Raw genomic sequence first — 20,371 nt, forward strand, 5'->3', positions numbered from 1 at the left:
CGCCTCCCTCACATCTCGGCGGCGCTCAGACCTCGACGACGCCTCAGACCTCGACGACCACGGGGACGATCATCGGGCGGCGGCGGTAGTTGTCGCTCACCCACTTGCCGACCGTCCGCCTGATGAGCTGGCTCAACTGGTGGAGGTCGTTGACCCCGTCCCCGGCGGCGTCGCGCAGGACGCCCTCGATGCGGGCGATGACGTCGTCGAAGTCCTCGTTGGTGATGCCCGCGCCGCGCGCGTGCACCTCGGGACCGGCGACGAGCTTGCCCGACGTCGAGTCGATCCCGACGACGATGGAGACGAACCCCTCCTCGCCGAGGATGCGCCGGTCCTTCAGCGACGTCTCGGTGACCTCGCCCACGGACAGGCCGTCGACGTACACGTAGCCCGCCGGGACCGCGCCGACGATGGCGGCGCGCCCGTCCACGAGGTCGACGACGACGCCGTCCTCGGCGATGACGATGCCGTCCTCGGGGACGCCGGTGAGCGCCGCGAGCTTGGCGTGCGCGCGCAGGTGCCGCCACTCGCCGTGGATCGGCATGAAGTTGCCCGGCTTCGTCACGTTGAGGACGTACAGCAGCTCGCCCGCAGACGCGTGCCCGGACACGTGCACCAAGGCGTTGCCCTTGTGCACGACGCGCGCGCCCCAGCGGGTGAGCCCGTTGATGACGCGGTTGACCGCGTTCTCGTTGCCCGGGATGAGCGAGGACGCGAGCATCACGGTGTCGCGGTCGGTGATGCGGATCGAGTGGTCGCGGTTCGCCATCCGCGACAGCGCGGACATCGGCTCGCCCTGCGACCCGGTGCAGACCAGGACCAGCCGGTCGCCCGGGATGTCGTCGAGCTCCTTCTGCTCGACCATGATGTCGTCGGGCACGTTGAGGTAGCCGAGCTCGCGCGCGACGCCCATGTTGCGGACCATCGAGCGTCCGACGAAGCACACCTTGCGCCCGTTGGCGACGGCCGCGTCCAGGACCTGCTGGACGCGGTGGATGTGCGACGCGAAGCAGGCGACGATGAGCCGCTCCCGCGCGGTGCGGAACACCTCGTCGACGACCGGGCCGATGTTGCGCTCGCTCGTGACGAACCCGGGCACCTCGGCGTTGGTCGAGTCGGACATCAGCAGGTCGATGCCCTCCCCGCCGAGCCGCGCGAAGCCGGGCAGGTCGGTGAGCCGGCCGTCCAGCGGGAGCTGGTCCATCTTGAAGTCGCCGGTGTGCAGGACGAGCCCCGCGGGCGTGCGGATCGCGACGGCGAGCGCGTCCGGGATCGAGTGGTTGACGGCGAGGAACTCGCAGTCGAACTGCCCGAGGACGCACCGCTCGCCCTCCGCGACCACCTTCGTCACGGGTTTGATGCGGTGCTCGGCGAGCTTGGCCTCCAGCAGCGCGAGCGTGAGCCTGGAGCCGACGAGCGGGATGTCGCGCCGCTCACGCAGTAGATACGGGACGGCGCCGATGTGGTCCTCGTGGCCGTGCGTGAGGATGACGGCCTCGATGTCGTCCAGGCGCTCCCTGATGTATTCGAAGTCGGGCAGTATCAGGTCGACGCCGGGCTGCTCGGTCTCGGGGAAGAGGACGCCGCAGTCGACGACGAGTAGGCGTCCGCCGTACTCGAACACCGTCATGTTGCGGCCGATCTCCCCGAGCCCGCCGAGCGCGACGATGCGCAGCCCGCCCTTGGGCGCGGCGGGCGGGTCCGACAGCTCCGGGTGCGGATGACTCACCGGCCCCCGCCTCTCTGACGGGCGCCCCCTAGATCTCCGGGCCGGTCACCCGACGATCCTCGTTTCGCTGCGGTCATCGGCTGACCTCCGGGATGACAACCTCCGGCACTTTCACTCCCCCAATCGTCAGGTCTTCACGCAGGCTCGCCGCGAACTCCGGCGGGGCCTCCACGAGCGGCGCGCGGAGCGGGCCGCCGCCGGGCAGGCCGAGCAGGTTCAGCGCTGCCTTGACGGCGATGGCGCCCTGCGTACGGGTCATGATGGCGGCGACCACGGGCAGCAGCCGCCGGTGGATCTCCAGGGCGCGGGCGTTGTCGCCGGCGCGGTGCGCGTCGATCATCTCATGCAACTCGGCGCCGACGACGTGGCCGATCACGCTGACGAACCCGGCGGCGCCGACCGACAGCCACGGCAGGTTGAGGTTGTCGTCGCCGGAGTACCAGACGAGGTCGGTCTCGGCCATCACGCGGGACGCGCCGAACAGGTCGCCCTTGGCGTCCTTGACGGCGATGATCCGCGGGTGCTCGGCGAGCCGCATCAGCGTCGCGTTCTCGATCGGCACCCCGGCGCGGCCGGGGATGTCGTAGAGCATGGCGGGCAGGCCGGTGGCGTCGGCCACCGCCGTGAAGTGGCGGACCAGCCCCTCCTGCGGGGGCTTGTTGTAGTAGGGCGTCACCACGAGCAGGGCGTGCGCGCCGGCGGCCTCGGCCTCCCGCGCGAGTTTCAGCGTGTGCTCAGTGTGGTTGGTCCCGGCACCGGCGACGATCACGGCGCGGTCGCCGACCGCGTCGATCACCGCGCGCAGAAGCTGCTGTTTCTCGTCGTCGCTCGTCGTCGGCGACTCGCCCGTCGTCCCGTTGACGACCAGGCCGTCGTGGCGCCGCTCGTCGACCAGGTGGGTCGCGAGGCGCGCGGCGCCGTCGTAGTCGACGCCGCCGTCGGGCAGGAACGGGGTGACCATCGCGGTCAGCATCCGCCCGAACGGAGCGTCAGGTGTTGTGCTGGGTGCCATGCATCGAACGGTACCGTTCCGGCCGTACCAGGTGGACCCGCAGGTCCAAGCTGACATCGGACGGGCCCGGACGGGAGGGAACGGAGGAAGCCGCCGCCACACGCTCGGGGGTACGCGTGGCGACGGCTCCCAGAACACATCGTGGCACGCAAATGCGGCGTTACGGGGTCAGTCCGGCCACTTCCCGGACTCGATCGCATAACGTGACCCAGCGGTCATCTCAGGTCAAGTCAGCCGCTCAACGCGGAGGCCGCCGGGGAGGGCCAGAGGGCGCGATAACGGGCCCATTCGTCGGGACGGGTCGTCCAATCCGCGTACACGCCGACGCCGTACGGGCGTTTCGGCGGGCGCTCCAGGTCGTCGACACCGCGCCGGACGCCACGGAGCGCGACGTCCAGGGTCTCCGACCACTCCGCGCGCGGGCGGTAGGTGGGGACGCCCATGAACACAGTCGTCCGGTCGCCGATCAGCTCCAGCGTGGTCCGGGTGTGCCGGGCGAAGTGCCAGCCCGCGAGGGCGCCGGTCGGCAGCGACACGTCGTAGGTCATGATCGCGACCTGGTCGGCGCGGTCGGCGACGGCGCGCAGGAAGTCCGCGGTCGGGCGCGGCGGGTAGTGGACGGCCCCGGTGCGCGGGATCAGCGCCTTGTAGACGGGCTGGAGGGCGTCCACGAGCGCGGGCTGTTCGAGCGCGACGGACAGGAGCCGTCCCCGAGGCCGGGTCAGCTCGCGGGTGGCGTCCATGAGCTTGAGGAAGGCGTGGTCGTCGGGGTAGATGGGCTCGAAGTCGTAGTGGATGCCGTCGAAGCCGAGGTCGAGGAAGAGCGCGTCGGTCTTGACGACCTGTTCGCGCACCTTGGGGTCGTCCAGGTCGATGACGCCTGAGCCGTCCACCTTTCGCACCTGCCCCAGGTACGCCTGGGCGCGGACGCCGGGCGCGTACTCGCGGACGGCCTCGATGAGCTGCCACGCGTAGCGGTACTTGGCGGGCGGGACGGTCCCGTCCGCCTCGACCGGGCCCGCGTGGAAGTAGACGTCGCTGATGCGGTTCTGCTTGAGCAGCGTCCCGAGCGCCCGGTACTCGGCGTCGGTGTGCGGCTCGCCGACCCACTGGTGCCGGGCCCACAGCGCGTTCGTGTCGGTGCCGGGCGCGGACGGGTCCGGCTGCCACCACGTCCAGGCGCCCGCGACCGCGAGCGCCGCCAGGCCGAGGACGTACGCCGCCGTCCAGCCGAGCCACCGCAGGCCCCGGCGAGCCCATCCGCGTCGCGCCATCCGGCAATGATCCCGGATGTTCCGGGCGGACCGGGCGCCGAGCCCCCGGTTCCCCCTCGGCGCGTCCAGCATCCGGTCACGCGCCGTCCAAGATCTGGACGGGATCGCGCGCCGCGCGCGGCGGGCCGTTGACAGCGGGTCCACGCTGTGACGACGCGGCGGCTCCAGGTCGGCCCGCTGGACTCGCGCCCGCTGGACTCGCGCCCTGTGGACCCGCGCCCGCCGGACCCGACGGGGATCCGCCGCGGACCCAACCCGTCCAAGGGGATGGAGGTCGAACCGACATGCGAACCGACATGCGACGACCGAACCAGGCCGAACCGAAGCCTCTGATCAGCACGCGCGCCCTCGTGATCGTCCTCGTGGCGGTCGGGGCCGCCGCGCTCACCTTCGCCGCCCCGGGGCTCGCGCTCCCGATCGGGGTCGGCGTCGGCGTGGTCACCCTTCTCGCCCAGATCGTCAAGGACTGAGGAGGAGGTCACCGCGGCGTGACGCTCTCCCGCTCGCCGCGCGACCGGTCCGGTCTCGCCTGGGGGGACGACCCCCAGGACCGGCCCGGCAGGCCCCGCGCGGCGAGCGGGGACCGGCGGACGCGGGCGCGCTGGGTGAGCGCCACGCAGACCAGGACGGCGACGGCGGCGAGCGCCGTGGTCGCGTCGACCCGCTCGTCCAGCAGGACCGCCGACCACGCGAGGGTCAGCACCGGCTGGGCGAGCTGGAGCTGGCTCGCGCGGGCGATCCCCGCCCGCGCGAGGCCCTCGTACCAGGCGAAGAACCCCAGGTAGGCGGAGAAGGCGGCGACGTAGCCGAAGCCGAGGACGGCGCGTCCCGTCCAGTGCGGCCCGGTCGTCGCGAGCAGCCACCCGGTCACCGGGACGGTGATCGGCGCGGCCAGCACGGTCGCCCAGGAGATCACCCGCCAGCCGGGCATGTCGCGGGACAGCCGCGCGCCCTCGGTATACCCGGCCGCCGCGGCGAGCAGCGCGCCGAACAGCAGCAGGTCGGCGGCCGTGACCCGGCCCGCGCCGCGGACCAGCGCGAAGCCGGTGACGCACGCCGCGCCCGCCGCGCCCGCCAGCCAGAACGCCCGCGACGGCCGCTCCCCGGCGCGCAGCGCGCCGAGCACGGCGGTGGCGGCGGGCAGCAGCCCGACCACGACGGCCGAGTGGGCGGACGACGCGCCGTGGTCGAGCGCGAGCGTGCTGAGCACCGGGAATCCGAAGACCACTCCGGCGACGACCACCGCGAACGCGGCGAGCTGGTCGCGGCGGGGCGGGCGGGCGCGCACCGCGAGCAGGGCCCCGGCGGCGAGGACGGACGCGGCGGCGGAGCGGCCGACGCCGATGAGGTAGGGGTCGAGGTCGCCCAGGACGGCGGCCGTGCTGGGGAGGGTGAACGAGTAGATCAGGACGCCGATCGCGGCGAGCCCGAGGCCGAGCCCCGGCCGGTCGTCCGCTATCGGCGCGGGAACAGTAGCGCTATCCTTGGCCTTCATGAAAAAGGATAGCAGTGTGGCGGCGCTGGCCGACGCGCTGCGCGGCGACGTCCGCCGGATGGGGCCGGGCGAGCGCCTCCCGTCGAGCCGCGCGCTGGTCGAGCGGCACCGCGTCAGCCCGGTGACGGTGTCGCGGGCGCTCGGGCTGCTCGCCGCCGAGGGGCTCATCGTGACGCGACCGGGTAGCGGCGCGTTCGCGGCGGAGCGTCCGAACGCCGCGCCGGAACCGGCCGACTACGGCTGGCAGGCGGTCACGCTCGGCGACCGCGCGGTCGATCCGTCCGGTGTGTCGTGGCTGCTCACCCCCGCCCCGGACGGCGTCGTCGCGCTCAGCGGCGGCTACCTGCACCCCTCGCTCCAGCCCGTGCGGGCGCTCGCGACGGCGGCGGCGCGGGCCGCCCGGCGGCCGGACGCCTGGGACATGCCCGCGCTCGGCGGCCTGCCCGAGCTGCGCGCCTGGTTCGCCCGGACGGTCGGCGGCGCCGTCTCCCCCGCCGACGTGGTGATCACGAGCGGCGGGCAGCAGTCGCTCACGACCGTGCTGCGGGCGCTGCTGCCGCCGGGCGCGCCGCTGCTGGTCGAGTCGCCGACCTACCTCGGCGCGCTCGCCGTGGCGCGGGCGAGCGGGCTGCATCCGGTGCCCGTCCCGGTGGACGCGGACGGCGTCCGTCCCGACCTGCTCGCGGAGGCGTTCGCGCTGAGCGGGGCCCGCGCCCTCTACACCCAGCCCACCTTCCACAACCCGACCGGCGCGGTGCTGAGCGAGGAGCGCCGCGCCCAGGTGCTGGACGTGGCCCGCGCGGCGGGCGCGTTCGTGATCGAGGACGACTTCGCCCGCCACCTCGGCGTCGCCGCTCCCCCGCCGCCGCTCGTCGCGCGGGACGGCGAGGGCCGCGTCGTGCACATCGCGTCGCTGACCAAGGCGACCGCGCCCAGCCTGCGCGTCGCCGCGGTGATCGCCCGCGGCCCGGCCGCCGCGCGGATCCGCGCGACCCAGCTCGTCGAGGAGTTCTTCCCGGCCCGGCCGCTGCAGGAGACGCTGCTCGAACTCGTCAGCTCGCCCGGCTGGGCCCGGCACCTGCGGGCCGTCCGGGCGGCGCTGCGGGACCGCCGCGACGCGGCCCTCGCCGCGTTCGCCCGCGACCTGCCGGGGCTGCGGGCGAGCCGTCCGGGCGGCGGGCTCCACCTGTGGGTCCGGCTGCCGGACGGCGTCGACGACACCGCCGTCGCCGAGGCCGCGCTGCGCGGCGGCGTCCTGGTCAGCGCGGGGCGGCCGTTCTTCCCCGCCGAGGCCCCCGCCCCACACCTGCGGATCAGCTACGGGACGGCCGCCACTGCGGCGGAGCTGGCCGAGGGCGTGCGGCGGCTCGCCGCCGTCCTCCCGGCCTGAGCGTCCGCGTCAGCGGGCGGTGCAGAAGCAGAACTCGTTGCCCTCGGGGTCGTGCCACACCTGGAAGGGCGTGCGCGGGTTGCCCCTCGGCTCGCCCGCGGGCGTCGCGCCGAGCCGCCGGGCCCGCTCGCCCGCCGCGTGGATGTCGGGGACGTCCAGGTCAAGGTGCAGCCGGTTCTTGGCCGTCTTTCCCTCGGGGACGCGCTGGAACGCCAGCACCGGGCCGTTCCCGGCGAGGGGTTCCAGGTCGAGCCAGTCCTCCTCGCGGCCGGTCGGCTTCATGCCGAGCAGCCCTCCCCAGAAGGCGGCCATGACGTCGAGGTCGGCGCAGTCGATCACGAGCGTGGTGACCCGCGGGGTGATGTCGGTCATCGCGTCCCTCCCTTGGTTGACACCGGCCAAAGATTAACGGTGGTGTCGTAGCCGATGCAACCAGTGAAAACCGAAAGGCGGTGTCGCAGGTTGGTAGACTCCCCGGCGGACAGGCAGGAGGCGCGATGACCGGCGCTCAGCACGACCCCGCGCTGCTGCTGGCGGACTTCGTCAACACGCTCAACGTCGAGGACGGCGACGACCGGCTGGCGACGCCCGCCGACGTCGGCGGGTGGCTCGCCGAGCGCGGGCTCGTCCCGGCCGCTGCCACCGCCACGACGGCCGACCTCCGCGTGGCGATCGCGCTGCGGGAGGGGCTGCGCGAGGCCATGTCCGCGCACCACGGCCCGCGCGAGGCCGACCTCCCCGAGGAGCTGGACGACGCGTTCGCCGCCCTCCACCTGCGGATCACGCTCGCGGGGGCGCGGCCCGCGCTCGTCCCGCTCGACCCGCCGGGGACGGCCGCCGCCGGGCTCGCCCGGCTCGCCGCCGCGATCACGGACTCGGTCGCCGCCGGGACGTGGTCCCGCCTCAAGGTCTGCCAGGAGGACACCTGCCGCTGGGCGTTCCTCGACACGTCCAAGAACCGGTCGCGCTCCTGGTGCTCGATGCGCGTCTGCGGGAACCGCACCAAGACGCGGGCCTACCGGGCACGCCGCCGTCCCGCCGCTCGCTAGGGTGAGCCCGAGATCACCTAAGAGAGGACGGGGTCATGGCCGACGTGGGCGTCCGGCCCGCCAGGCGGGCCGACGCGGCCGCCGTCGCCGACATCCAGGTGCGGGCGTGGCGGCACGGCTACCGCGACCTGCTGCCCGCGGCCGTCCTCGCCGAGGTGACCGGGCCGGAAGCCGTGGAGGTGTGGCGGGACCGGTGGGCCGAGGCCGCGACCGCGCCGCCGTCGCCGCGGCACCGGCTGCTCGTCGCGGTCGCGTCCGACCTCGTCGTCGGGTTCGCCGCGCACGGGCCCGCCGAGGACGCCGACCTCGACCCCGGCTCCGCCGCCGAGCTGATCACGCTGCTGGTCGACCCGGCGCACACCCGTGCCGGGCACGGCAGCAGGCTGCTCGCCGCGACCGCCGACCTGCTCCGCGAGGACGGCTTCGCCGTCCTGACGAGCTGGGTCTTCGAGGCCGACGACGTGACCCGCACGTTCCTCGGCTCGGCCGGCTGGGCCCCGGACGGGACGGCCCGCACCCTCGACATGGGCGAGCCGGTCCGGCAGATCCGCCTCCACACCGACATCAGCGCCGACGCCGACGCCGGGGACTGAGCCGGGGGCAGGTGCCGACCCTGCCCGGACCGGCCATATCTTTGAATCCGTGCCCGAGTCCACCTCCCTGACGCCGCCGCCCCCCGCCGTGGCGGAACCGCCCGCCGGGCGCCGCCGCTGGCTCGCCATGGTGGTGATCAGCCTCGGCGTCTCGCTGATCGTCGTGGACGCGACGATCGTCGGCGTCCTCACCCCGCGGATCGTCGCCGACCTCGGCCTCACGACCACGGACGCGGAATGGGTCACCTCGGTGTACGCGCTGGTCTTCGCCGCGCTGCTGATCCCGTTCGGCCGCGCGGGCGACCTGTTCGGGCGGCGCCGGATGTTCGTCCTCGGCGTCGCGGTGTTCGCGGCGGCGAGCGTCGCCGCCGCGCTCGCCGGGAGCGGCGCGGCGCTGATCGCGGCCCGGGCCGGGCAGGGCGTCGGCGGCGCCATGATCATGCCGGCCACGCTGTCCACGCTGAACGCCGTGTTCACCGGGCGGGACCGCGCCGTCGCGTTCGGGATCTGGGGCTCGATGATCAGCGGCATGGCGGCGCTCGGGCCGCTCGCGGGCGGCGCGCTCGCCACCGGCGGCGGCTGGCGCTGGGCGTTCGGGGTCAACCTGCCGCTCGGCGCGCTGCTGGTCGCGGGGGCGCTGCGGTTCATGCCGGAGACCCGGCGGGCGCGGGCGGGCGGCTCCGCGCGGCACGAGATCGACTGGCCGGGCGGCGCGCTGTCCGCGCTCGGGCTCGGCGCGCTGGTGGCCGGGATCATCGAGGGCCAGACGTACGGCTGGTGGGCGGCGACGCGCCCGTTCTCGATCGCCGGGTTCGACTGGCCCGCGTCCGGGCTCTCGCCGGTGCCGGTCGTCCTCGCGCTCGGCGCGGTGCTGCTCGCGGCGCTGGTCGTCGTCGAGCGGTCGCGGGCGGCGGCCGGACGCCCGGTGATGCTCGACCTCGACCTGTGGCGCGTCCCGAACTTCCGGCGCGGCAACCTCGCGTCCGCGCTGATCAGCGTGGGCGAGCTGGGGCTGCTGTTCGTCCTGCCGCTGTTCCTGCTCGGCGTCCACGGGACGAACCCGCTGCAGATCAGCCTCGCGATCCTGCCGCTCGCGCTCGGCTCGTTCCTGTCCGGCGGGTACGCGGGGCGGCTCGCGAACCGGCGCGGCCCGCACCGGGTCGTGCGGATCGGGATGGCGCTGGAGGTCGCCGCCGTCGCCGGGCTGGCGGCGACCGTGTCGGCGTCCACCGGCGGGCTCGGGCTCGCGCCGTGGATGCTGCTCTACGGGCTCGGCCTCGGGCTGACGTCCGCGCAGCTCACCAACGTGTCGCTGGCGGACGTCCCGGCGGAGCGGGCCGGGCAGGCGGCCGGGACCCAGTCCACCGCCCGGCAGGTCGGCGCCGCGCTCGGCATCGCCGCCGTCGGGACGGTCTTCGCCACGAGCCTCGGGCACGCGATGGCCGACCGGCTGTCCGGGTCCGCGCTGCCGCCGGAGCGGCGCGCCGCCGTCGCGCACGAGCTGCGCGAGAGCGCCGGGACCTACGGCCGCGAGCTGCACGCGACCCCCGCGCTCGCCGCCGAGGCCAGCGCCGCGGACGCGAGCCTCGCCGCCGCGACCAGGAACGCCGCCCTGACCACCGCCGCGATCCTCGCGCTCGGCCTCGCGATGTCGCTGCGGCTGCGTCCGAGCGGTGATCGTCATCCGGAAGAATCGAAGGGTTAGTCCCCCTGTCGCCCCACGAGAACGAGCGGTAACTGTGGCCACGCTGTCCCAATGGGTCGCCGGATCCCGGCCCCGCACCCTGCCCACGTCCCTCGTCCCCGTCGTCGTCGGAACCGGCGTCGCCGCGGGCGAGGGCGGCGCCGTCTGGTGGCGCGCCCTGCTCGCCGCGGCCGTGGCGCTCGTCCTGCAGATCGGGGTGAACTTCTCCAACGACTACAGCGACGGCGTCCGCGGCACCGACGAGGAGCGCGTCGGCCCCCTGCGGCTCGTCGGGTCGAGGGCGGCGCCGCCGCGCCAGGTGCTCGCCGCCGCGCTCGGCTGCTTCCTCGCCGCCGCCGTCGCCGGGCTCGTCCTCGCCGCCGTGACGACCTGGTGGCTGCTGCTCGTCGGCGCGTGCGCGATCCTCGCCGCCTGGTTCTACACGGGCGGGAGGACGCCGTACGGGTACCGCGCGCTCGGCGAGGTGTCGGTGTTCGTGTTCTTCGGCCTCGTCGCCGTCGTCGGAACGGTCTACGTGCAGGTCGAGGGCCTGCCGTGGGAGGCGTGGGCGGCGGCCGTCCCGATCGGGATGCTGGCCTGCGGGCTGCTCGTCGCGAACAACCTGCGCGACATCCCCACCGACCGGGAGGCGAACAAGCGGACGCTCGCCGTCGTCCTCGGCGACCGCTGGACCCGGATCCTGTACGCCGCGTGCACCGCGCTGCCGTTCATGGTCGTGCTGGTGCTGGCGGCCCCGCACCCGTGGGCGCTGATCGCGCTGCTCGCCGCGCCGCTGTCGCTGCCGCCGACGCAGAAGGTGCTGAACGGCGCGACCGGCCCCGCCCTGATCCCCGTGCTGGGCGAGACCGGCCGGCTCCAGATCGCCTACGGCGTGCTGCTCGCCGCCGGACTGGCGATCTGAACGTCCCGCTCGGCGAGTTCCACGAGCAGGACGGCCCCCGTCACGCCCATCAGCAGCCCGGCGAGGAGTCCGCACAGCAGCGTCAGGTTGACCGCCGCCGTCGAGTGCGTGCCGAGGCGGCCCGGCTGGGCGATCGTCACGATGAGCAGGTAGAGCGACCAGGAGAACGTGGCGGCCGTCCCGACCCACGCCCCCGCGAGCGGGACGGCGAACCGGCGCGGGCGGCGCGCCCGGCCGACGCTCGCCAGCAGCGCCGCCGCGGCGACGAGGGCGAGGAGGCCCATCACGCCGTCGACGGTCTGCCTGGCCGGGCCCCGGCTCAGGTACTCCTCCGCGATGAGACCGGCCGTCCCGCCGCACGCCCAGAACAGGTGCACGGCCGCGAACAGGACCGCGAACACGGCCGCCGTCCGGGCCAGGAGGACCTGGAGCCGATGCGTCGCGCCCCTGGGAATGTCCTCGGTGCGGACGGTGAACACGTGCGTCCACCGGTCGCGGGCGTACAGGACGAACGCCGTGACCAACCCGATGCCCTGCAGGGTGAAGCCCGTGTACACGACGCCGTACACCCACCCCTGGAGCGCCCCGCCGGGATCGACCACCGGCTGCGAGGAGAACGCCACCTGCAGCACGGTGCCGAGCGGCACGGCCAGCGCGATCGGCGCGAGCAGCCCGGCGGCGATCCACATCGGGGCCAGCACCGTCCACGCCGGGACGCGCCGCCCCCACGGGAACGTGAACGCGAGCGCGACCAGCACGGCCGTCGCGTCCATGGCGAGGCTGATCGCGTTGCCCACGTAGAGGGCCGACTCCCGGGCGGCGTCGGCGTCGTTCCACCCGACCGTGCTGCCGGACAGCCACGCGGTCTTGATGGCCAGGTACGGGACGCACGCCGCGACGGTCGCCGCGCACACGGCCAGCCGGAGACGTCCGGGAGAGCCGGGCGCGGCGGACGCCCGCCGGAGGGGCGACGAAGCTGAAACGGTCATGCCCCGACGATGGCGCAGACCCGGCGGGCGCCTCTTCCCGCCGCGTGGGGAAACCGGCGCGGCCCCTCCCCCGCGCGGGCTAGCCCGTCAGGCCGCGCGGTGTGCGCCGTCAGGCCGCGCGCGGCGTGCGCGGTCAGTCCGTGCGCGCCGCCGCGCCCCAGTCGATCTCCGGGAGCCCGGCGTCGACGAGGGCCTTGTTCACGGCGCTGAACGGGCGCGTCCCGAAGAACTTCTTGGCGCTGAGCGGGCTCGGATGCGCCGACTCGATCACGGTGTGCTGCGGGCCCGTGATCAGCCGGGCCTTCTTGCGGGCGTACGCGCCCCACAGCACGAACACCACCCGCTCGGCCTTGTCGTTCAGCGCGCGGATCGCGGCGTCGGTGAAGTCCTCCCAGCCCTTGCCCGCGTGCGAGCCCGCGTCGCCCGCGCGGACGGTCAGCACCGCGTTCAGCAGCAGGACGCCCTGGTCGGCCCAGCGGGTGAGGTCGCCGGACTTCGCGGCCGGGACCTCCAGGTCGGTCGCGAGCTCCTTGTAGATGTTGCGCAGCGACGGCGGCAGGCGCACGCCGTCCCGGACGCTGAAGCTGAGCCCGTGCGCCTGCCCCGGCCCGTGGTACGGGTCCTGGCCGAGGATGAGGACGCGGGCCCGGTCGTACGGGCAGTGCCGGAACGCGCTGAACAGGTCGTCCCGCGGCGGGTAGACGGTCTGCTCCGCGTACTCCCCTTCGACGAACGCGGCCAGCGCGGCGGTGCCGAGCGGGTCGAGCAGGGGGTCGAGCCGCTCCCGCCAGTCGGCGGGCAGCAGTTCCATCAGGTCGAGCGACATCGTCGGGCCTCCGGGACGGGATCTCCACTTGCCGGAAACCCTAGCCGCGCCCACTGACCATTTTCGGTGCTCCCGCAGACCCGCGCGAAACGGCCTCCCCGCAAGGGCCGCGGACCGGTCGGCTGACACACCGGCCGGAATCCCGGGAGCGGACCGCCCCCGACTCTAGGATGACGTCATATGCCCGATTCCCCCCGACGGCGGCGGCTCCGGCCCTCCGTGCCGCTCGCCGTGCTGGCCCTGCCGCTGCTCGGCGCGGGCTGCGGCGGGACGTCCGGGCCGGTGACCCTCACCGTCCTCGCGAACACGTCGCTCACCGAGGTGTTCGGCGAGATCGGGACGGCCTACGCGCAGGAGCGCCCCGGCGTCCGGCTGCGGTTCGAGTTCGGCGCGGCGCCCGAGCTGGCGAGCCGGCTGTCCCGCCACGAGCCCGGCGACGTCCTCGTGACGACGGACCTCGCGAGCCTGGACGAGGAGAGCCGCTACCTAGGCCCGCAGCGGCGGATCGTCGCGCTCAGCTCGATGACCATCGCCGTCGCGCCCGGCGACCCGCTCGGCATCCGCGACCTGCGCGACCTCGCGCGGCCCGGCCTGCGGGTGGCGGTCGGCGCCGAGTCCGTCCCGGTGGGCCGCTACACGCGGCAGGTGTTCGCGCAGGCGGGCGTGGCCGTCCGGGGGAGCTCGCAGGAGATCAGCGCGCGGGCCGTCCTGGACCGGGTGCGCTCCGGCGAGGCGGACGCGGGCCTCGTCTACGTCACCGACCTCGCCTCCGCGGGGGTGGCGGCGAGCAGCGTCCCGATCCCGGCGCGGCTGAACGTCACCGCCGCCTTCCCCGCCACGTCGATCAAGGACGGCGACCACGCGGCGGAGACGGACGAGTTCCTCTCCTGGCTGGTCACCCCGGACGCGCGGAGGCTGTTCAACAAGTACGGCTTCGCCACCCCCGCCGCCCGGTCCGCGGGCGGCTGACCGGCGGGATGTCACATCGGCCCCGGCCGCTCCGTCAAGGCTGGAGAGGGAGCCGACGAGGGGGAACCGATGGACGAGCGCGACTACCTGGCGGACCGGTTCGAGCGGCACCGCGGCCACCTGCGGGCCGTGGCGTACCGGATGCTCGGCTCGCTCGCCGAGGCCGACGACGCCGTCCAGGAGGCGTGGCTGCGGCTCGCGAAGTCCGACCCGTCCGGCATCGACAACCTCGGCGGCTGGCTGACCACCGTCGTCGGGCGCGTCTGCCTGGACATGCTGCGCTCGCGCACGTCCCGCCGCGAGGACCCCCTGGACGAGCCGCTGCCGGACCCGATCCTCGACCCCGCGTCCGGCGTCGACCCCGAGCACGAGGCGCTCATGGCCGACTCGGTCGGCCTCGCGCTGCAGGTGGTGCTCCAGTCGCTCAGCCCCGCCGAGCGGCTCGCGTTCGTCCTGCACGACACGTTCGCCGTCCCGTTCGACGACATCGCCGCGATCATCGGGCGCTCCCCCGCCGCCGCCCGGCAGCTCGCCAGCCGCGCCCGCCGCCGGGTGCGCGGCGCGGCGCCCGTCCCGGAGCCGGACCCGGTGCGCCAGCGCGAGGTCGTGGACGCCTTCCTCGCCGCCGCCCGCGGCGGCGACTTCGACGCGCTCGTCGCCGTCCTCGCCCCGGACGTGGTGCTCCGCGCCGACCCCGGCCCCGCCGTCGGACGCATCGAGCTCCGCGGCGCGGAGGCCGTCGCCGGGCAGGCCCTCCTCTTCCGCAGCGCGGGCGGCGACGCGCGCCCGGCCCTGGTCAACGGCGCCGCCGGCGTGGTCGGCATCGTGCACGGCCGCGCCAGGTCGGTGCTGTCCTTCACGGTGGTGGGCGGCCGCGTCGCCGCCATCGACATCCTCGCCGACCCCGACCGCCTGGCCGCCCTGGACCTGACCGTACTCGACTGACCGCGCGGGGCGCGGGCCGGTTACAGGCCGAGGAGGGTCTCGATGCCGATCGTCAGGCGGTCGAGCTCGGGGACGCGGCGGACGGCGAGGAGGACGCCCGGCATGAAGGACGTGCGGTCCATCGAGTCGTGCCGGACGGTGAGCAGCTCGCCGTGCCCGCCGAGGACGACCTCCTGGTGCGCGACCGCGCCGGACATGCGGACGGCGTGCACGCGGACGCCGTCCACGTCCGCGCCGCGGGCGCCGTCGAGCCCGGACGTCGTGGCGTCCGGGGACGGCGCGCGGCCCGCCTCGGCGCGCGCCGCGGCGACCAGCTCGGCGGTGCGGCGGGCGGTGCCGGACGGCGCGTCCGCCTTCTTCGGGTGGTGCGTCTCGACGATCTCGACGGAGTCGAAGAACGGCGCGGCCTTCTGCGCGAAGTGCATCATGAGCACCGCGCCGATGCCGAAGTTCGGCGCGATGATCACGTTGCCGGACGCGCCGTCCGCCGCCAGCCAGGACCGCACGGCGTCGAGCCGGGGCGCGTCGAACCCGGTGGTGCCGACGACGGCGTGCAGGCCGTGCCCGACGCACCATTCGAGGTTGCCCATGACGGCGTCGGGGTGGGTGAAGTCGACGACGACCTCGGCCCCGGTGAGCGGGTCGCGGGCGTCGTCCTGGTCGACGGCGGCGACCAGTTCCATGTCGTCCGCGTCCCGCACGGCACGGCAGACCTCGGCGCCCATCCGGCCCCGCGCGCCCAGCACCCCGACCTTGATCACGTGTTCCTCCCCTACGGCGTTCCGCCGCAGAGCCTATCGTCAGAAGCGCTTGCCCAGCTCCCGCGCCTCGGCGTGCGCGGCGCGGCGGCCGGACTCGGCGTCGGCGGTGGCGAGGTCCGGGCGGAACTCGACGGCCTCGACGTCGGTGATCCCCGTCCAGCGCAGCCAGCCTTCGAGGAACGGCCGCTGGTTGTCGGTCCCGAACGCGGGCGGGCGTCCGTCGCCGTACACGGCGCTGGTGTAGACGACGGCCGCCTTCTTGCCGCGCAGCAGGCCGCTGTAGCCCGCCTCCGGGTCGAAGGAGAACACCCAGCCGGGCTGCGACACGACGTCCACGAACTGCTTGAGGATGTACGGGACGCTGGAGTTCCACATCGGGACGCTGAACAGGTACCGGTCGTAGGAGTCGTAGCGCTCGAACACGCGGCGCGCGGCCGCCCACGCGGCGGCCTGGTCGCCGGACGGCGTCTCGCCCGCGAAGACGGTCATCTTGGCGCCGGCCGCGGCCGGGCCGAACTCGGGGAGCGTGCCGTCCCACAGGTCGTGGTGGTCGACCACGTCGCCGTGGGTCTCCCGGTAGGCGTCGAGGAAGGTCTCGGCGATCGCCAGCGACTCGGACGCGGCGCCCCGGGGCGAGGCGGAGATGTGCAGCAGACGGGACATGAGGGGTCCTCCCAAGAAATGCGGACCAAGGTCCGGTTACTCCTCGAGAGATTAACGGACCCTGGTCCGCTTATCAAGTCCGCCGCTAGGCCGTGAAGTCGCGGTCCCCCACCGGGCCGATCACCGTCAGCGCCTGAGGGGCCGTCAGCACCTCGCGGGCGATCGCGCGCACGTCGTCGAGCGTGACGGCCTCGATGCGGGCGAGCACCTCGTCCACCGGCAGCAGCGACTCGTACACCAGCTCGCTCTTGCCGATGCGGCTCATCCGGGACCCGGTGTCCTCCAGGCCGAGGACCATGGCGCCGCGGAGCTGCCCCTTCCCGCGCTCCAGCTCCTCGTCGGTGAGGCTCTCGGCCGCCGCCTTGCCGAGCTCGTCCCGGCAGATCGACAGCACCTCCTCCGCCTTGGCGGGCTGGCAGCCCGCGTAGACGCCGAAGACGCCGGAGTCGGCGTACTGCGCGGTGTAGCTGTACACCGAGTAGGCGAGGCCGCGCTTCTCCCGGATCTCCTGGAACAGGCGGGACGACATCCCGCCGCCGAGCGCCGCGTTCAGCACGCCGAGCGCGAACCGCCGGTCGTCGGTGCGGGACACCCCCGCGCCGCCGAGGATGATGTGCGCCTGCTCGGTGTCCTTGTCGATCACCACGCTGCGCGGGTCGACCGGCGCGGCCGCGCCGTCCAGCCGGGGCGGGGCGGGCTCGGCGTCGCCGGTCAGGTAGCCCGCGAACGCGCCGGACACGAGCCGCACGACCTCGTCGTGGTCGATGTTGCCCGCCACCGACACCACCAGGTTGGACGGGACGTAGTGCTCCCGGTAGTACCCGTGGATGCGGTCCCGCGAGAGCGCGTTGATCGACTCCTCGGTGCCGAGGATCGGACGGCCGAGCGGCGTGTCGCCGTACAGCGCGGTCGCGAACTCGTCGTGGATCAGGTCGCCGGGGTCGTCGTCGCGCATGTGGATCTCTTCGAGGATCACGCCGCGCTCGGCCTCGACGTCCTCCGGGCGGTTCACCGACCCGGCGACCATGTCGGACACCACGTCCACCGCGAGCGGCAGGTCGGAGTCGAGCACCCGCGCGTAGTAGCAGGTGTACTCCTTCGCCGTGAACGCGTTGAGATCGCCGCCGACCGCGTCGACCGCCGCGGAGATCTCCAGCGCCGTCCGCCGGGCGGTGCCCTTGAACAGCACGTGCTCCAAGTAGTGGCTGGCGCCCGCGTCGGCGGGCGCCTCGTCCCGGGAGCCGACCGCCGACCAGATGCCGAACGCGGCGGACCGCACCGTCGGCATCGTCTCGGTGATGATCCGCAGCCCGCCGGGCAGGACGGTGCGCCGCACCGCGCCGGCGCCCTCCGTGTGGATCGTGGTGGTGGTGCCGGGCTCCTGCGCCCTCGCCGGCAGGGTCACGTGTCGCTCACATTCCGTTGTTGGAAAGCGCCGACCGACCGCCCCCGCGCGGGGACGGCCGGCCGGTCATCGCCGAGGGGTCAGGAGTTGCGGTTCTCGTCGTCCCCGCCGCGCCGGGTGCGGCGGCGGCGCGGCCGCCGCTCGCCGTCGTCGCGGCCCTCCTTGCGCTCGCCGGACTCGCCGTCGGCGGACGCGCCGCCCGCCGGGGCCCCGCCGTCGCCCGCGTCGCCCGCGGACGACTCGCGCTCGATCACCTCGACCGGGACCAGCGACAGCTTGCCGCGCTGGTCGATCTCGGTGACCTCGACCTGGATCTTCTCGCCGACGCTCATCACGTCCTCGACGTTCTCGATCCGGGCGCCGCCGTGCAGCTTGCGGATCTGCGAGACGTGCAGCAGGCCGTCCTTGCCGGGCAGCAGCGACACGAACGCGCCGAACGTCGTCGTCTTCACGACGGTGCCGAGGTAGCGCTCGCCGATCTCCGGCATGTGCGGGTTCGCGATCGAGTTGATCGCCTGCCGCGCGGCCTCCGCGGACGGCCCGTCGGTGGCGCCGACGTAGATGGTGCCGTCGTCCTCGATCGTGATGTCGGCGCCGGTGTCGTCCTGGATCGAGTTGATCATCTTGCCCTTGGGGCCGATGACCTCGCCGATCTTGTCGACCGGGACCTTGATGGTGATGATCCGCGGCGCGTTCGGGCTCATCTCGGCCGGGGCCTCGATCGCCTCCTGCATCACGTCGAGGATCGCGAGGCGGGCGCCCTTGGCCTGCCGCAGCGCGGCGGCCAGCACCGACGCGGGAATGCCGTCGAGCTTGGTGTCGAGCTGCAGCGCGGTGATGAGGTCACGGGTGCCGGCGACCTTGAAGTCCATGTCGCCGAAGGCGTCCTCGGCGCCGAGGATGTCGGTCAGCGTGACGTACTCGTCGCCCTCGTTGATCAGGCCCATCGCGATGCCCGCCACCATCTGCTTGAGCGGGACGCCCGCGTCCAGCAGCGACATGGTGGACGCGCACACCGAGCCCATCGAGGTGGACCCGTTCGACCCGAGCGCCTCCGACACCTGGCGGATCGCGTACGGGAACTCCTCGCGGCTCGGCAGCACCGGGATCAGCGCCCGCTCGGCGAGCGCGCCGTGCCCGATCTCGCGGCGCTTCGGCGACCCGACCCGGCCGGTCTCACCGGTCGAGTACGGCGGGAAGTTGTAGTTGTGCATGTAGCGCTTGGTGCGCTCCGGGTTCAGCGTGTCGATCATCTGCTCCATGCGGAGCATGTTCAGCGTCGTCACGCCGAGGATCTGCGTCTCGCCGCGCTCGAACAGCGCCGACCCGTGCACCCGCGGGATGACGTGCGCCTCCGCGGTGAGCTGGCGGATGTCCTTCGGGCCGCGGCCGTCCATGCGGACCGAGTCGCGGATGATCCGCTCCCGGACGAGCTTCTTGGTCACGGCGCGGTAGGCGGCGGAGATCTCCTTCTCGCGCCCCTCGAACTGCTCGGCGAGCTTCTCCGCGACGCCGGCCTTCAGCTCGTCCAGCCGGGACTCGCGCTCCTGCTTGCCGGCGATCGTGAGGGCCTGCGCGAGGTCCTCGCTGACCGACTCGGTGACGGCGGCGAGCACGTCGTCCTGGTAGTCGAGGAAGATCGGGTACTCGGCGGTCTCCTTCGCGGCGACGGCCGCGAGGTCGCTCTGCGCCTTGCACAGCGCCTTGATGAACGGCTTGGCCGCCTCCAGGCCCTGCGCGACGGTCTCCTCGGTCGGCGCGGTCGCGCCGTCGCCGACGAGCTTCAGGGTGTCGCGGGTGGACTCCGCCTCGACCATCATGATCGCGACGTCGCCGTCCTCCAGGACGCGCCCGGCGACGACCATGTCGAAGGTCGCGTTCTCCAGCTCGGGGTGGGTCGGGAAGCCGATCCACTGGCCCTCGATCAGCGCGACGCGGACGCCGCCGATCGGGCCGGAGAACGGCAGGCCGGCGAGCTGCGTCGACATCGAGGCCGCGTTGATCGCGACGACGTCGTACAGGTGGTCGGGGTGCAGCGCCATGATCGTCTCGACGACCTGGATCTCGTTGCGCAGCCCCTTGGTGAACGACGGGCGCAGCGGCCGGTCGATCAGGCGGCAGGTGAGGATCGCGTCCTCGGACGGCCGGCCCTCGCGGCGGAAGAACGAGCCGGGGATGCGCCCGGCCGCGTACATCCGCTCCTCGACGTCGACCGTCAGCGGGAAGAAGTCGAGGTTGTCCTTCGGCTTCTTGGACGCGGTCGTCGCCGACAGCACCATCGTGTCGTCGTCGAGGTAGGCGACGGCCGAGCCGGCCGCCTGGCGGGCCAGCCGGCCCGTCTCGAAGCGGATGGTGCGGGTGCCGAACGTGCCGTTGTCGATCACGGCCTCGGTGCTGTGCGCGCCGTCGATGCGAACGGCTTCTGTCACGGGAAACCTCCTCAGGGTTCCATGTCGGTCCTCGCGGCCGTTTCCCGTGGTTTGTCACGCTGCCGGTCTTCGATCGAAGCGCCCGGATCGAGATCCGGAAGCCACTACCGAGGACCGGCCCGCACCAGCGGTGTCCGCGAGGCTTGTCTCCAGTTTTACTGGCCCTCCCGCGCCCCTCGTACGGGGCGCCGGGCGGCCGGGCGCGCCGGAAGGCCGAACCGTGTCGGCCGGGCCTC

The 20,371-nt window shown here is 74.0% G+C and carries 19 protein-coding genes; 8 read left to right on the forward strand and 11 right to left on the reverse strand.

Going from position 1 to position 20,371, the window contains the following annotated elements; translation table 11 throughout:
- Positions 1–43: 43 nt before the first annotated feature.
- From FXF68_RS21400 to FXF68_RS21410, 3 genes are all read right to left on the reverse strand, one after another.
- Complete coding sequence (locus tag FXF68_RS21400; protein ID WP_148761887.1) at positions 44–1,729, reverse strand: ribonuclease J; 1,686 nt, start codon at positions 1,727–1,729, stop codon at positions 44–46.
- Between the two features lie 73 nt (positions 1,730–1,802).
- Positions 1,803–2,741, reverse strand: coding sequence for a 4-hydroxy-tetrahydrodipicolinate synthase (gene dapA, locus FXF68_RS21405; protein ID WP_148761889.1), 939 nt, complete (start codon positions 2,739–2,741; stop codon positions 1,803–1,805).
- 230 nt (positions 2,742–2,971) lie between these two features.
- On the reverse strand, positions 2,972–4,015 hold the full coding sequence (locus FXF68_RS21410; RefSeq protein WP_246178844.1) for a glycoside hydrolase family 18 protein: 1,044 nt from the start codon (positions 4,013–4,015) through the stop codon (positions 2,972–2,974).
- Positions 4,016–4,299: 284 nt separating this feature from the next.
- On the opposite strand from FXF68_RS21410, the gene FXF68_RS21415 reads away from it, so the two are divergent.
- Entirely contained in the window at positions 4,300–4,485 is a 186-nt protein-coding gene (locus FXF68_RS21415) for a hypothetical protein (RefSeq protein ID WP_148761891.1), read from the forward strand.
- Between the two features lie 8 nt (positions 4,486–4,493).
- On the opposite strand, the gene FXF68_RS21420 is transcribed toward FXF68_RS21415, so the two are convergent.
- Positions 4,494–5,510: a DMT family transporter gene (locus FXF68_RS21420; protein ID WP_148761893.1), complete on the reverse strand. Its 1,017-nt coding sequence runs from the start codon at positions 5,508–5,510 to the stop codon at positions 4,494–4,496.
- Between FXF68_RS21420 and FXF68_RS21425 the strand changes: the two genes are divergently transcribed.
- Positions 5,509–6,900 (forward strand): aminotransferase-like domain-containing protein, encoded by a 1,392-nt coding sequence (locus FXF68_RS21425; protein ID WP_148761895.1) that lies wholly within the window; start codon positions 5,509–5,511, stop codon positions 6,898–6,900. The genes FXF68_RS21420 and FXF68_RS21425 overlap by 2 nt on opposite strands.
- 9 nt (positions 6,901–6,909) lie before the next feature.
- On the opposite strand, the gene FXF68_RS21430 is transcribed toward FXF68_RS21425, so the two are convergent.
- Positions 6,910–7,272: a VOC family protein gene (locus tag FXF68_RS21430; protein WP_148761897.1), complete on the reverse strand. Its 363-nt coding sequence runs from the start codon at positions 7,270–7,272 to the stop codon at positions 6,910–6,912.
- Between the two features lie 125 nt (positions 7,273–7,397).
- Between FXF68_RS21430 and FXF68_RS21435 the strand changes: the two genes are divergently transcribed.
- From FXF68_RS21435 to FXF68_RS21450, 4 genes are read left to right on the forward strand one after another with little or no spacing between them, the layout of a single operon-like run.
- The gene (locus FXF68_RS21435; protein ID WP_148761899.1) at positions 7,398–7,949 is read left to right on the forward strand and encodes a CGNR zinc finger domain-containing protein; all 552 of its coding nucleotides are present in this window, start codon (positions 7,398–7,400) and stop codon (positions 7,947–7,949) included.
- A gap of 35 nt (positions 7,950–7,984) precedes the next feature.
- A complete protein-coding gene (locus FXF68_RS21440) occupies positions 7,985–8,542 on the forward strand; it encodes a GNAT family N-acetyltransferase (protein WP_148761901.1) in 558 nt (185 codons plus the stop codon).
- A 49-nt stretch (positions 8,543–8,591) separates the two neighbouring features.
- The gene (locus FXF68_RS21445; RefSeq protein WP_246178845.1) at positions 8,592–10,247 is read left to right on the forward strand and encodes an MFS transporter; all 1,656 of its coding nucleotides are present in this window, start codon (positions 8,592–8,594) and stop codon (positions 10,245–10,247) included.
- 34 nt (positions 10,248–10,281) lie between these two features.
- Positions 10,282–11,148: a 1,4-dihydroxy-2-naphthoate polyprenyltransferase gene (locus tag FXF68_RS21450; protein ID WP_148761903.1), complete on the forward strand. Its 867-nt coding sequence runs from the start codon at positions 10,282–10,284 to the stop codon at positions 11,146–11,148.
- On the opposite strand, the gene FXF68_RS21455 is transcribed toward FXF68_RS21450, so the two are convergent.
- Together FXF68_RS21455 and FXF68_RS21460 are read right to left on the reverse strand one after the other, a co-directional pair.
- On the reverse strand, positions 11,112–12,137 hold the full coding sequence (locus FXF68_RS21455) for a hypothetical protein (protein WP_148761905.1): 1,026 nt from the start codon (positions 12,135–12,137) through the stop codon (positions 11,112–11,114). The genes FXF68_RS21450 and FXF68_RS21455 overlap by 37 nt on opposite strands.
- A gap of 133 nt (positions 12,138–12,270) precedes the next feature.
- A complete protein-coding gene (locus FXF68_RS21460; RefSeq protein WP_148761907.1) occupies positions 12,271–12,963 on the reverse strand; it encodes a uracil-DNA glycosylase in 693 nt (230 codons plus the stop codon).
- A 180-nt stretch (positions 12,964–13,143) separates the two neighbouring features.
- Between FXF68_RS21460 and modA the strand changes: the two genes are divergently transcribed.
- Together modA and FXF68_RS21470 are read left to right on the forward strand one after the other, a co-directional pair.
- Positions 13,144–13,932: a molybdate ABC transporter substrate-binding protein gene (gene modA, locus FXF68_RS21465; protein ID WP_148761909.1), complete on the forward strand. Its 789-nt coding sequence runs from the start codon at positions 13,144–13,146 to the stop codon at positions 13,930–13,932.
- A gap of 69 nt (positions 13,933–14,001) precedes the next feature.
- Entirely contained in the window at positions 14,002–14,877 is an 876-nt protein-coding gene (locus FXF68_RS21470) for a sigma-70 family RNA polymerase sigma factor (RefSeq protein WP_148761911.1), read from the forward strand.
- 20 nt (positions 14,878–14,897) lie between these two features.
- On the opposite strand, the gene dapB is transcribed toward FXF68_RS21470, so the two are convergent.
- The 4 genes from dapB to FXF68_RS21490 form a co-directional block, all read right to left on the reverse strand.
- Positions 14,898–15,638 carry a 4-hydroxy-tetrahydrodipicolinate reductase gene (gene dapB, locus FXF68_RS21475; RefSeq protein WP_148761913.1) on the reverse strand — a complete coding sequence of 247 codons (741 nt, stop codon included), beginning with the start codon at positions 15,636–15,638 and terminating at the stop codon, positions 14,898–14,900.
- Positions 15,639–15,677: 39 nt separating this feature from the next.
- On the reverse strand, positions 15,678–16,301 hold the full coding sequence (locus tag FXF68_RS21480) for an FMN-dependent NADH-azoreductase (RefSeq protein ID WP_148761915.1): 624 nt from the start codon (positions 16,299–16,301) through the stop codon (positions 15,678–15,680).
- An 85-nt stretch (positions 16,302–16,386) separates the two neighbouring features.
- Complete coding sequence (locus FXF68_RS21485; RefSeq protein ID WP_148761917.1) at positions 16,387–17,706, reverse strand: M16 family metallopeptidase; 1,320 nt, start codon at positions 17,704–17,706, stop codon at positions 16,387–16,389.
- A gap of 80 nt (positions 17,707–17,786) precedes the next feature.
- Complete coding sequence (locus tag FXF68_RS21490) at positions 17,787–20,117, reverse strand: polyribonucleotide nucleotidyltransferase (RefSeq protein ID WP_148762398.1); 2,331 nt, start codon at positions 20,115–20,117, stop codon at positions 17,787–17,789.
- Positions 20,118–20,371: the final 254 nt, after the last annotated feature.

Source organism: Actinomadura decatromicini, assembly GCF_008121305.1.
Lineage (GTDB): Bacteria > Actinomycetota > Actinomycetes > Streptosporangiales > Streptosporangiaceae > Spirillospora > Spirillospora syzygii.